The 13,493-nt window shown below is 50.2% G+C and carries 9 protein-coding genes; 1 reads left to right on the top strand and 8 read right to left on the bottom strand.

Going from position 1 to position 13,493, the window contains the following annotated elements; all coding sequences use genetic code 11:
• Positions 1 to 27: 27 nt before the first annotated feature.
• The 4 genes from AC6I7T_RS31475 to AC6I7T_RS31460 all read right to left on the bottom strand — a co-directional run bounded on the left by AC6I7T_RS31475 (position 28) and on the right by AC6I7T_RS31460 (position 4,061).
• Entirely contained in the window at positions 28 to 1,494 is a 1,467-nt protein-coding gene (locus tag AC6I7T_RS31475) for an efflux transporter outer membrane subunit (protein WP_497795432.1), read from the bottom strand.
• A gap of 221 nt (positions 1,495 to 1,715) precedes the next feature.
• Entirely contained in the window at positions 1,716 to 2,474 is a 759-nt protein-coding gene (locus AC6I7T_RS31470) for an SDR family NAD(P)-dependent oxidoreductase (protein ID WP_497795430.1), read from the bottom strand.
• Between the two features lie 113 nt (positions 2,475 to 2,587).
• Positions 2,588 to 3,499 carry an NmrA family NAD(P)-binding protein gene (locus tag AC6I7T_RS31465; protein ID WP_497795429.1) on the bottom strand — a complete coding sequence of 304 codons (912 nt, stop codon included), beginning with the start codon at positions 3,497 to 3,499 and terminating at the stop codon, positions 2,588 to 2,590.
• A 169-nt stretch (positions 3,500 to 3,668) separates the two neighbouring features.
• Complete coding sequence (locus tag AC6I7T_RS31460) at positions 3,669 to 4,061, bottom strand: hypothetical protein (RefSeq protein ID WP_497795428.1); 393 nt, start codon at positions 4,059 to 4,061, stop codon at positions 3,669 to 3,671.
• Positions 4,062 to 4,666: 605 nt separating this feature from the next.
• On the opposite strand from AC6I7T_RS31460, the gene AC6I7T_RS31455 reads away from it, so the two are divergent.
• Positions 4,667 to 5,068, top strand: coding sequence for a hypothetical protein (locus tag AC6I7T_RS31455; protein ID WP_497795427.1), 402 nt, complete (start codon positions 4,667 to 4,669; stop codon positions 5,066 to 5,068).
• Positions 5,069 to 5,188: 120 nt separating this feature from the next.
• On the opposite strand, the gene AC6I7T_RS31450 is transcribed toward AC6I7T_RS31455, so the two are convergent.
• From AC6I7T_RS31450 to AC6I7T_RS31435, 4 genes are all read right to left on the bottom strand, one after another.
• Positions 5,189 to 6,862, bottom strand: coding sequence for an arylsulfatase (locus AC6I7T_RS31450; protein ID WP_497795426.1), 1,674 nt, complete (start codon positions 6,860 to 6,862; stop codon positions 5,189 to 5,191).
• Between the two features lie 41 nt (positions 6,863 to 6,903).
• The gene (locus tag AC6I7T_RS31445; protein ID WP_497795424.1) at positions 6,904 to 8,226 is read right to left on the bottom strand and encodes a sulfatase family protein; all 1,323 of its coding nucleotides are present in this window, start codon (positions 8,224 to 8,226) and stop codon (positions 6,904 to 6,906) included.
• Positions 8,227 to 8,478: 252 nt separating this feature from the next.
• Positions 8,479 to 11,814: a TonB-dependent receptor domain-containing protein gene (locus AC6I7T_RS31440; RefSeq protein WP_497795423.1), complete on the bottom strand. Its 3,336-nt coding sequence runs from the start codon at positions 11,812 to 11,814 to the stop codon at positions 8,479 to 8,481.
• Between the two features lie 281 nt (positions 11,815 to 12,095).
• On the bottom strand, positions 12,096 to 13,217 hold the full coding sequence (locus AC6I7T_RS31435) for a sterol desaturase family protein (protein ID WP_497795421.1): 1,122 nt from the start codon (positions 13,215 to 13,217) through the stop codon (positions 12,096 to 12,098).
• Positions 13,218 to 13,493: the final 276 nt, after the last annotated feature.

Genomic DNA, 13,493 nt, shown 5'->3' with positions numbered 1-13,493 from the left:
CCCACTCCCGAAGAATCCGACGTCGCCTTACGGCGTCCAGCCCCCTCCGAGAGCACGAAACGATCCGACCGCAGCTTGTGCAGCTGTTTCACTTGTTACCGCTAATTCGTCGCGCGCAATTAATAGTTGTCGGTCAGCGTCCAGAACATCGGTCAAGGGGATGATCCCCGCTTGATACGCTTCTTGCGAGCGATCACGCACGCGTTGTAGCGACGAGATCTCGCGAAGAAGCTCATCCCCTCTTGCCTCGGATTGACCGAGGAGGGTGAAGGAATTCTCAACATCTTCCGCCGCTCGCAAGACTGCTTTGCGATAAGCGAGAAGCATTTCCGCATTCGCGCCCTTCGCTTGCTTGACCTCTGCGTCTACGCGGCCAAAATCAAACAGTCTCCAGCGCAAACCTGCCACGGCACTGGGCTGGAATCCTTTGTCGCGGAAGAGATTGCCCGGACTGATCGCTTCGTTGCCCAGAAATCCGGATAGGGAAATTTTCGGATAATATTCCGCAATGGCCTGCCCGATTCGCGCATTCGACGCGGCCACTCGCCGCTCTGCGATGATGACGTCTGGTCTCCTGCGGAGCAAGTCCGATGGATCGGTTAACAACGTGATCGAGGGTATAACGGGGATTTGAGCGGGCTTTGAAAGCTCTGCAGCATATGTGCCGGGTTGTGTACCCATTAACACGTCGAGCCGATTTAGCTGCGCTTCGAGGATGATCTGAAGCTGTGGGAGGATCGCGCGTGCTTGTGAGAGTACCGCTTCAGCCTGAGCAAGTTCACGGTCCGATGCGATCTGCGCCTTCTTCCGCTGAGACACCAGGCTAAGCAGATGTTCGTCTGTATCAATCTGTTCCTTAGCGTAAAGAATTCTCGCCTGCGTGCCTCGAATCTGCATGTAAGCATCTGCGGCTTCAGCCACGACAGAAACCCGCGTACCGATACCTTCGGCCTGGGCGGCCTGAAACTCCGCGGTTGCTGCTTCTGCGCCATGCCTCAAACCACCAAATAGGTCGACCTCCCATGTTGCGACGACACCGAGGTCAAGATAGCTTTGGTTTCGATCGAATCCAGGAAACTGGGTTCCGTAGCGGCCAACGGGACTTTCCAATGACTGACGGTACGATTGCGATTGAGCTGTCAGTGCGCCAGACGGCATCAACTTTGCCCCAGCCGCTTTAGCAGCAGCTCGCGCTTGTTCAACCCTGGCGAGGGCCGCAGCTAGATCAAGATTCTGATCGAGCGCACGATGGACAATTTGATTCAACTCCGGATCATGGAATCCTTCCCACCATGTGTCGAGAGCTGGTGCCGGGAGGGATGCATGCCTCGCCTCGATCCCGGGCGCATTGTGAAAAGGTTGAAGTTGTGTTTGTGGCGGGTGATACCGGGGCCCGACCGTGCAACCGGATATGAGAATCGCGGCCAAGCTAAGCGCGGCAAAATGCGGGCGAGAGGTAGTCCGCTCTTCAATCGAACCGTACCTCAACAGCATGTTGAGCCATCTTCCCATCTGATTAACCTTTGGTTGGTGTCTGTTTTCCGCTCGATGGTGACGTCCTCGGGAGCGACAAAATTCAATGTTGGCCGCAGTTGAACTGCGAGCCACCGCCACACATTACGCCCATCAAGCTTTGATACTTGGGGGGAGCCCCCTCTTACTCAGGCCAAGGTGTTAACTGTCCAAGTCAACTGCCCTGGGAGCGAAGATCCGCGTTAAACCTGGACCGCGCCACCGTCCACGAACAGTTCGATACCCGTAATAAAACTTGCGTCATCGGAGGACAGGAAGACGATCCCCTTAGCGATATCGTCTGGCTTTGCAACCCTCCCCAAGGGAATGTCGCCGCTGAGGTGCTTGTATAGCCGCTGCTTCTGTTCCTCGGTTGTAGCGCCTACAAAACCCTCGAGGCCTGGGGTTTCTGTCGAGCCAGGGCTGATTACATTCACCCGAATGCCGCGATCTTTCAGGTCACTTGTCCACCCCCGGGCAAACGAACGGACAGCAGCCTTGCTAGCTGAGTACACGCTCATACCCGGTTTGCCTTTGATCGACTCGATAGACGCGTTTAAGACAATCGCACTGCCATTCGGCATGAGAGGCAAGGCTTTCTGTACTGTGAATAGGAGGCCCTTAACATTGACTCCGAAGATGCTGTAGAAGTGCTCTTCAGTGATCTCTCCGAGAGCCGCCATGCTCGCTGCGCCGGCATTCGCAAAGAGAACATCAATCCTGCCCTTGTCGCTTCGAATCTGGTCTACGAGTGAATCGAGATCCTCAATCTTGGCAGCATCGGATTGAATTGCCTTCGCCTGAGGTCCGAGTTTCGTGACTGCAGCTTCGAGTTCCGCCTGCCTTCTTCCGGTGATGTAGACAAATGCACCTTCCTGGACAAAACGCTTGGCGGTTGCGAATCCAATTCCAGAGTTACCGCCAGTGATAAGGGCGATTTTGCCTTCCAGCTTCCCAGCCATATTTCCTTCTTTCCGAGCGGCAGGATCCCGGGCTCAAGGTCCGGATGTCCACCCAGCTCATTTCGTGTATGCGCAGAGATCCAGCCCGGCGTGATAAAGCCGGCCCGCAAACGTTAGCGAGTAAACACAGCCTTATGAGCTTCAAGGAAGTCGGGTAAGCTAATGGGGCGCCTTCCCGTGATCCGTTCGACCGTGTCGTTGGTACCGGCAAACACTCCATCCTGATGGTCTTTGGCAATTTCATGGAAATGCTGCCAGAGAGTATTTCCGGCAATTCTTTCGGCGCGTTTTTGAGTCTCAGGAGTTTGTTTAGAGCCCGATCCCAACGTGATCTGCTTCATTTCTTGAGCGTCAACCTGTTCGTAGCGCAGAGGCTGGCCCGTTACCTTGCCGATCTCGGCGACAATCTCCGCGAAGGTGTATTCCTTCTCCCCGTAGAGCGGATAGATTTTGCCGATGTGATCTTTTGGCGAAAGCAGGATCTCTGTGATGACACGGGCTTGATCAGCCGCGGCAATCGGAGCGTGTTTTCCGGTGCCAAATGGCATCTTCAGGACGCCTGTTTTTATCTGGTCTACCCAGTAAAGCGCCCATTCCGCAAAGAGAGTTGGCCTTATGTGAGTGACCGGAACACCAGACCAGTCAAAGACTCGTTCCGACAGCCAATGATCAAACGCAGCGTGACTCTTCGCCTCGCGACGTGCCGATATTTGAGACATGTTTACAACGGACTGGAGCCCCGCTTCTTTCGCTGCTTGGGCGAAATAAGCACTGGCCTGCAATATTCCTGGCATGATTGGGAATACAAAATAAGCGCCCTCCACCCCTTCGACGGCTCCCCGAACCGCGTCGAAATCGAGAATGTTGCCGATGACAACTTCGGCCCCCAGCTTGCGCAACGCTTTCGTGCGCTCATCGTCTTGGTGCGTGAAGGCTCGTACGCTGACCCCAGCACCCAGCAGCGATTTAACCGTGTTGCTTCCGGTCGACCCAGTGGGTCCAGTTACAAGGAATGTTCTTGCCATTTCAATCTCCAATCTCTCGTCGTTCAAGAGAGTCGTTCATTTGGATTACGATCTACATCTAAAAGGAGCAACTTTTTTACAGCGAAAGATCAACCCTGGGAAGAGGCAGCCTAAGTGGCAGACCATTCGCGACAAGCTAACGGATAAATCGAAAGCTTCAACAATCCAGCTATTGTGGGCCCTGGAGCAGCAGGCGAAGAGGATTCAACGGACCGAGTTCCATTAGTTCAAATTGCATCAGCTTGGCCTGACCTAGCGGCAGACGCTCGAGGAGTTCGTGAGCTTCAGCTGCGGATGTCACGTTCATAAGGAAGACGACACCCTTATTGTCTTTGCGGACATACCACTGATCGATCTTCCCGTCGAGGTAAAGTCGAACGGTTTCCGGGACTTCGCGGAACAGGATCGACTTTTGTCGGCCCGTCAAAGGGGCCGTTATGCTGCCGATTGCGAGGACCTTGGTGGTGGGAACTGGAGGTGTTACATTTTGGGCTGCTGCCGTACCAATACAGAGAAAGCAGATCCACAGCAATGTCCATCGATAGGCCGCCTTCAGTTGCATATAGGCTCCTTGTATCCACAGCAGATCTGGACTGTTTGCTACGGTAAATGCCTGCCCGCGATCACTTCTTTACCAAATCGATCGCTTTTGGGGAACCATTCCCTTTTATGCTTATTCCATTCGATCTAGCTAGCCCCTAAAACATCAGATTGCGAGCGCACCCGGGCGTGAATGTCTCCGAGGTTGCTATATCGGGAAATTCCGTAGTGATTGTCTATGGCATTAACTCTTTCGTCGCCATTCGGGAAAATTCAGGAAGCGTTTGATTATTCCAATTCGACGGGGTGTGTCCTCTCGTCTCGAGCGTCAGACTCTTCCACCCTTCCCTGAGCTCCACAGAGGAGGGGTCGCACGACCATCCTTTTGCCTTTCGAGGCAATCCGGGACGGCTTCCGCCTTCTCCCGCGCCTAGTCAATGGACGAATTCTCCGCCTGGCTCCCCACTTACGGCAGAAAACGCTTGGTCCACCTCCCTGCCCCGCGCCAGACTTCTACCTTTTCGTTTTTGAGGGTGCTGACGAGGGTGCTAAAGGTTGATTTTGAATGCTTTTTAGTGCTTTTTGGGCCACCGATGCTCTTAAAATCAATAACTTACAAGTTCAGGTTTGATTCACACGGTGGAAGTCGTAGGTTCGAATCCTGCTGCTGACGAATTCGACCTATCCAGGATGGTTCGTAGCGATCGCTGGAAGATAATCTACAATTGCACACCCCAAATGGAATATCGTCCTGTCGATAGCGCTCAGAATCCAGGTTGGCAACAAATGGTCGCCGCGCATAAAGCAGGAACACTGGCCTCTCAATTTGACTACGCTTATTTTACGCAGCAGCGCCCAGTTCTTGAACTCTATGATCTTGAGAATGACCGGGCAGAACTTTACAACTTAGCGGAGAAACCAAAGTCGGCAAACGTACTCCAGGAACATCTGACAGCACTTCAAGGGAAAATGATCGTCGATCGCGATTATCTACCGACACCCTTAGGCGAACCGTTGCCGCAAAAATAATCCTACGCGAAAGGAAGCCCTTCTCAGGCTCGGGCTTTCTTTCTATCCTCACAGTAGATAAAGAGATCAATCCATCAGAACTCGATTGATTTCGCTCGATCTTTTTGAAATATTGCTACTCTATCCATGCAAACGGTGCGTTGATGCTCGTGGGATGCTTAACAGATTCTCAGCAGCCTCACCGCTTGGCATCATCAGCTTTTTAGTTGCAGGAGCAGATTCACGTTCCTTCTGAAATTTATCATCTATATCTTTCCACTCTGTTGCCATATGCTGCACACGAACAGATTGCGCTGAAGACACATCATTCTGTTCACTACGATCTCGATCCATGTCGTACAGCTCCCATGGGCCATTTTCGCCCTTCGCCACAAGTTTCCAGCCCCCCAGACGAAGTGCACGATTATTGTTGTGATTGAAATACAAAAACTCACGATTGACAGAGTGATTGGATATGATCGCCGGGACAAGACTCTCACCCGACCAGCCAGGACCATCCGTTTTCGTGGCTCCGCCGGCAAGCCCTACAAAGGTAGGAACCATATCGACAAAATGGCACGGATCATGGCGAAGTTTTTCCAGCTCCTTTACCCCCTTGGGCCAATGCACCACAAACGGCGAAGCAATACCACCCTCATGTACCCACGACTTATGAAGGCGGAGCGGAGTATCCGCGGCTGTAGCCCAGGCAGGACCAATACTCAGGAACGACTTTCGAGATCCAGGAGGTGCGGAGGGATCATGCCCGTCTCCACGAATCATCTCTTCTGCACTCGCACCATTGTCGGACAGAAATACAACTACCGTATCGTTGAATACCCCCATCTTCTTCAACTGTTGCATCACTTTGCCAATCTCAGTATCCATTCGGGTGATCATGGCGGCATGAATTGACATTTTGAGGCTCTGGAACTTCTTCTGTTCCTCCGTGAGAGTATTCCAGGGAACGGCTTGAGCTACTTCCCCTCTGCCGATCCTTCTATATAACTCCTGTTCCGATAAGCTCCAGGATGGAAATACTGAGGATTCCATTTTTGCCAGATTACAGTTCACCAGTCCCTGTTCGCGCATACGTTTCAAACGACGCTCGCGTACAACATCCCAGCCCTCATCAAACCTACCTTTATAGCGATCGATATCTTCTTGCGGCGCCTGCAGTGGGAAATGTGGAGAATGAAAAGCCAGGAAGAGAAAAAATGGATCTTGTGTATGGAACCGTTCATGATCCGCTAGAAACTCTACCGCACGATCTGCGATCGCCGTAGTGGAATAGTAGCCTTCATGGGGTACCGGCAGAAGAACTCCATCCAAGGCATGCTTTGTTTGCGTAAAATACCTGCTCTCATCGAGCATCGTATAGGTGCGGTCAAACCCTACTCCGCCCTTCAATGGGCTTAGCCTCATGTGCCATTTGCCTGAATGGTAGGAGCGATAACCGAGCGGCTTGAGATGTTCGGGAAGGAAACTCGTATATTCAGGAATATTTCCCTTCGTCATCACATCGGAAGCTGTTTGCTGAGCATACATACCTGTCAGAAGGGAGCTTCGTGATGGACCACATCTCCCGGTTGAATACATCTGGGTGAAGCGAATGCCACCTTTTGCCAAGGAATCGATATTCGGAGTATCGATCTCCCCACCGTAACAACCTGCATCGGAGAAGCCCATATCATCTGCCAAGATAATGACAAAATTGGGGCGTCGAGGCTTTGCAGCGTCGAAAGCAGGGACGTGATCTGTCATGGCCGCGGAGGCTACTGCGGCGGCACTCTGAAGGAATCTTCTTCTATTCATCAATTCGCTTTCATTGAAAGTATCGAGCACTTGTGAACTCTCTAGGCAGACTTCACAGGTTCCTTTGGGGAAATACCATCGGGATCGTTTACGAGAGCACCGCTTGGAGCTTTGACATGTCCATCGAGAAGTGGATCCTCTGTCGAAATCATCCAACGATGCAAGCGCCCGCGCATATCTTGCAAAATATCTCTGTGTGCAGGATTTGTTGCGAGATTTTCATGCTCCGTAGGATCGAATAGCAAATCGTACAGGCTCTCTTGAGGAAGCTCTTGGTTTCTCCATTCCGATTGCAGCCAGAGATCTTTGCTTGGGCTGTCATCACAGTTTGGAAGCACAGGTGTTCTCTTTTCTCCAAAACGGCGAATGTATTTCCAACGAGAAGTTCGAACAGCACGTTGAGGTTCATAGGCCGCGTGATAATTCACCTCGGCGAACACTTCTTCATGAATCTGCTCCTTTTTGCCCGCAAGGACAGGTAGAAAAGATTTGCCCTGTAGCCAAAGCGGAGATCGGATACCAAGATAGTCACAGATTGAAGGAAAAACATCGATTTGGGAAATCAAAGTGTCGTAGACAATTCCCTTCCCTATTCGTGGACCACGCAAGATCAGCGAAACACCCCAACCATCATCGGTAAGATTGCATTTCATCCTAGGAAAGGCAATTCCATGATCTGTAGTACTCACAATCAATGTGTTATCCCGATAGCCGTTCCGATCGATGGCTTCCAGAATCTTTCCTACTCCTCCGTCTAGAATTCGGGCGCTCGCCTTGTAACCGGCAAAATCTCTCCTGGTCGCAGGAATATCCGGGATAGGACGAGGCAAAGCAACGTAGCTTTCAAGATCATCCTGAGTAGGCACTGGATACTCTCTATGAGTCTCGAAAAATCCAACATCGAGGAAAAAGGGGCCTGTCGGACGACTATCGAGAAATTCTACTGCTAAGGGAGCAACAACCCGAGCACTTGAATTCTGAAATCCTCCTTGATGTTGATGAGAAAGTATCTTGTCATAACCTATTGTTTCGGCCTCTCTTGCGATGTGCTGAAGGCCAGCAAGTACTGACACGTAGCCCGCAGGTCGCAAAGTGTGAATGATGTGTTGGCGATAATCATTCAGAGAGAAACCACGATGTGCCAGCCCCAACATTCCGCTGTTGTGAGGATAAAGTCCAGTCAGCAGTCCGGCTCTACTCGGCGAACAGGTAGGAGCCACACTAAAGGCTTTGCGGAATACAACCCCCTCATGTGCCAACCTCTGCAGATGTGGGGTCGGAACATCATAACCATAAGGCTGTAAATATCGCCCGGAATCGTGCGAATGGATATAAATGATATTAGGCCGAAACGGTTGTGGCACTTCTCCCTCCGCAAGTGACGATCTTATTTGCGATGCGATACCGGTCGCCGCCAGGCTTTGCAGGAAAGAACGTCTCGACACACCTGTCAATTCTGCCGCTTCTTTCATTATCTCTCGCCCTAAGAGTTAGCTGTCAGCCAGCTCTAATCTCTGATTCAAAAACCAAAATCCAGAGCGGACCGACAAGGCAGCTATTCTTGAAAGAGCAGCTGCACCAAGCGATCCGCATCTCAAGCCATACAAGGAAATGCATCAAAATGCCAAGTGCAATGCCAGCTGTAGAATGCGCGACTGATTTCCGGATTGTAGTGCGGAGATCCGTCCAAATGCGCTATTTCCAAACGTAGTGTTGGGATTTGCCAAGTTGGCATGGTTAAAGACATTCAGTGCTTCAGCACGGAACTGCAGAGTGGTTATCTCAGCGAGGTGAAAATCCTTGAGCAATGATGCATCAACTGCTGTTGTTCCTGGACCTCTTCCGAATGTCCTCGGCGCATTTCCAAATGTATACGCCGCATTTTGTGCAAATGCCGAGGTATCGAACCACCGCGCTACTTTCGCCGCGCGAGAGCGTGATTGCGAAAGATCGTTTGGATTGCCGACGAGATTCGGGCGAACCCCATCAGAATAGGTACCCGTGTTATTGGTTGCATTAATAACGCTCAATGCGGTTCCGGAATGTACCTCGGCAATTGCGCCAACTGTCCAATCGCCGAAAATTGTATTCACCAGATGAGATTTAGGGTGAATCCATCCACTCTGCCCCACGGGAAGCTGGTAAAGAACGTTTCCGATCACACGGTTACGAACATCGTTTCCCGATAAACCTCGCCTATTTTGAGGATGATAGTAGTCTGTAAATGAATCTGTCCCCGGATAACCCGCCAACTCGTTTCTCGAAACCTGATTGTCGATGAATTTCGACCAAGTGTAATTTGCCTGAAACTGCAAGCCGGAGACATATCTTTTCTGAATCCCAAAATTCACGCCGTTGTAGCTCGATTGGCCCACATCGGCAGCCAGAATACTGACATTGCCAAATTGAGGAAAGGGACGAAGGGTCTGAGTATTTGGCGTGGTTGCCAGCAAACTCATCTTATCGGGTGCGATCTGATTGATATTCTCAGCATTGGTAGCAGGCAGGTGATGGCCAAATGTCCCCAGATATCCAATATCGAAGAGCAAGCTCTTGCTAATCTGCTGCTGGATATCCAGGCTTGCCTGATAAAGATATCCGGTAGTTCGAGACCGCTTGAAATATTGTGGTGCCAGCTTAACCTTGCTGCCTACGGTTACAGCACCGAAAGAAGGAGTCCGGTCAGCCTCGCTGGGATACAAAGCTGTTCCCGTGCCATCTGTTGCGTTGTTCTTCAATAGGAAAGCAGGGGTTCCCTTTCCTGAATTTGGAGAGGACAAGCTGATGGATTTTGCAAATCCGGAATAGGCCACAATTGGGGTTGCCTGATCATATTCCCCTGGATAAAGGATGGCTCCGCCACCTCTCACCACAGTATTGGGACGTACCGTCCAGGCAAAGCCTATATGAGGTCCAAAATTGTGAAAATCCCATTGATTGGCATATTTGTTGACGCCGTTTCTTCCAGAAAAAGTTACAATTCCAGGCGTATTGGAAACGGGATTGATTGCGGTAGGGTCAAAGGAGTTTTGCCGATTATTATCTTCTACACGCGGCTCGTCGATATCGTAACGCACGCCTAGGTTCAGAGTGAGATTCGGTCGTACCTTCCAATCATCTTGAAAATAGAATCCCCAACTATAGGAAGTAGTAAGCAGTGTTTCGGTCTCCTGCAACGTAGCCGAAGCTACTCTCCCGAGTAAGAGATTGGCCAGACTACCCATTGCGGCGCTTGAGCTTATAGCGGTGTTGTTGAAAGCGAAAGAGCCGCCCGCGGTTGGCTTGTATTGATCGGTATTATTTGACGTCCTGAGTTCGACGCCTGTCTTGAATTGATGTTGCCCTCGTTGGAACGACAGATTATCCGCGTATTGGTTGCTATTGATGGGAGTCTGCAGCCGCTCCTGTTGATTCGTATTGCCTAGACTTTCCAGTCCTGACAGAGTTACTGTCGGGAAGAAGCTGCTATTGGTCCCCCCAAGACCGATCTGTGACGCAAGATTTGTATTCGCACCCGCTGAAATAGAAAGCGCCTGCCTACGGGTATATGTGGCAACAAACTGGTTAATGACAGACGGAGAAAAGTTGTGATACCAAGTCCCCGAAACATTGTAGTAGTAGTTGTGAGCGAGCACTCCGTAATTGTCTGTCCCTGGAGTGGGAAAGATCGACGCAGTTAATGTGTGATCTGGTTGCGCCAAAAGTCTGCCGAAAATTCTATTCGATCCATTGATGACGTGATCGATACGCGCCACATAAACATCTACAACCGTTGTTGCAGGATCATTTGCCCTGAAATTGGAACTGTTTGCGGAAGCTCCCGGAACGTTCGGCTTTGGATAAAGAGCAGCCAGTCTCGCTCCAATTGGATCAAGCTCATTTGGTGGAAGCACATTTAGCTTGCCGTTGTATATCGCCTGTTGTCCAGTATAGGGATCAACCACTGGCGTCGAGAATGCTGAAAAATCTCCCGTCACCTCCGCAGTCGTCGGCACATTTACAATTTTCGTTGTCGTCTGTGTTGTCCGGCGCCCCTCATAGTTAAAGAAGAACTGCGTCTTGTCTCTCTTTATAGGCCCACCCAAACTAGCACCGAAAAGGTTATAGCGCAGCCTGGGTTTTATCGAAGCGAAATATGGAACGGCTTGTAATGCGTCATTACGGAAGTATTCGTAAGCAGCTCCATGAAAACTGTTCGTCCCCGACTTCGTCGTCATCTGAATAACCGCTCCACCCGTCCTGCCAAGCTCCGCGGCATAATTGCTGATAGCAACGTTGAACTCTTGAACAGATTCAATAGGAGGATCAAAAGTCAACGTCGCAACTCCGAGTAGAAGATTTTGCGCCGTACCACCATCGATCAAGTAGTTGGCATTGTTTCCCCTACCGCCTGCAATTGCAAATGTCGCGCCAGATCCCGTCCCGTTGCCCACCACAAAGCCGTTCAATCTTTGTAATTGTGCGGATCTGCGATCAATCAGAGGCATATTGTTAATGGTTTGATTTTCAATCACCTGACCAACGGCAGCAGAAGCAGATTGCAGCAGAGGTACCGTAGTATCTACGGTCACAACCTGGTCGATCTTGCCCACCGAAAGTGTCACATTGACGACGCTTACGGCGCCGGTCTGAACAACAATGTCTTTCTGCTCCTGTGTAGCATAACCCTCTCTTTCTACCTTGAGGTTGTAGTGGCCTGGTAGTAGCAGAGGAAAGGAATAATATCCTTCATTTGTTGAAATCTGCTTGCGAATGTCACCGGTTTCTACGCGGGTGAGCGTAAGCTCAGCCCCCGCTACAGAGCCATGACTGATATCCAGGACCTGCCCTGAGACCTGGGAACTTTGAGCTCTTGCCTGGTCAGCACCCAGCAACAGCAATACAAATGCGATCACAGTCACGGCTCTCTTTAGTGGGATTCGAGCATAGGAATACAAAATATTTGGCAACATTTTTCTACTCTTTCTGGGGTGAGAAGTTGTAGGGATTCAATTCTGCAGATTTGTTCGTGCTGAAAAGCAAATAGCCCACAAATCCGAATCTGTGGGCTATTCCGCTGCTGTGCCTTATTTACACTCAAATCGCACGATACATGCTTATATAGCCCCGAGATCGTCCTGTTCTTCTACAGCAACACGCTGCCCCACAACAGCTGAAAGCTTCAGAACGGCTTCGCGCGTTTGTCTTGATGGAATTCATAATAGATATCTCTGTGTGGTTTCGCCTATGTGGCTCAGGCTACGCTTGTGACTGCGACTCTTTCAGGCAATGGCGTTGTCGACAAAACATCTTCTTTTACAACCGGCCCTCCGGCTGCTAATTCACTACCGTCTATATTCGATTTGAAGATTGGCCAGAGGAACGGAGCATACCAGGGATCTCCCTCATAATGAGAGATCCCATATATCGAAGGAAATTGACGAGAGATGTGTGCGGTACCAAAGAGCATATCCCAAAGAAACAGCATGTTTCCAAAGTTCCCCTTGTAATATCCGACTCCGTCATTGGTCGTAGCTGCATGATGTGCGTGATGTGTTGCAGGGGTAGAAATCACTCGTTCTATTACCCATGCAAACGGATGGAGCCACTGGAACCGATACAGGGGCTTGTCCCAGGGAATACTCGAATGAGCGAGCGTAGTAATGGTACTCTTCACCGCGTGCACTACAATTGCCGCGGGACCCATACCAAGATATACAAGCGTCGCTGTCACATAGGTCTGCGAAAAGAAGATCGTGTAAATGAAATTTTGTCTGCTGGCCATCGACATTCCCATATACGGAGCAGAATGATGGGTTCGATGGAATCTCCAGAGCCAGGGAATTTCATGATGCAGGCGATGATACCAGTACTGTGTCAGATCATCAGCAACACAGATAATCAGCACGCCCCAGAAGAAAGGAGTCCAGGCCAGTGCATCTTTGGCATTTGGCAAAATTACAGGAAGAATCCGAAGACCGAAGAATGTAATTATTGGGGGAACAAGCACCTTTGGAATGACAAAGCAGACAAGATCGAGAATCTTTTCGTTGCGTGTCCATCTATAGTCATACAGCCCAAAGGAGACCTCGATGATTCCTAGCAAGACAATAAACAACATAAGCCAGTGATCATGAACAATTCTTTGTCTCCAGAGGGATGGTGAATCCTCTCTTGTTACCTGCCGATTTTGCATACCGACTGCGCTCGTACGAAGAGACTGGATATGAATGCTTTTGTGGGAATGTACTTCCCAAGGTCTCTGTTTCGTAAAGAAAAGGCTAAGCAACATCAGCAGTACTGGCAATGCGTAGATAAACATACTAAGGGCTGCATTCCGCACAATTCTTCGCTTAACGGCCGTTTCCATTTGCATACTGTTCTGCTCGATGAATTAGTTTTGTGAAAATATTGTTCGAGGATTGCTAAATACTTTTTGGGTAAACCATAATCCACCACCGATAATGATTATCGGGATTGCCGCAATCACTACGCCAATAACAACTTTTTTCAATAACAGGGTAAGATCTGAAAGTTTCACTGCATTGTGATCCATTCTTCAAAAGCGAATGTAGACACACCGCCTAAGAACCAAAGCTCCAGATCGGAGGCTGAGTCCGTACATTGCTGCACCGATAACTAGATTTCTAGA

Source organism: Humiphilus diazotrophicus (assembly GCF_059726315.1).
The sequence above is the reverse complement of the archived record's forward strand: the minus strand, read 5'-3'. Positions and strand labels throughout refer to the sequence as shown.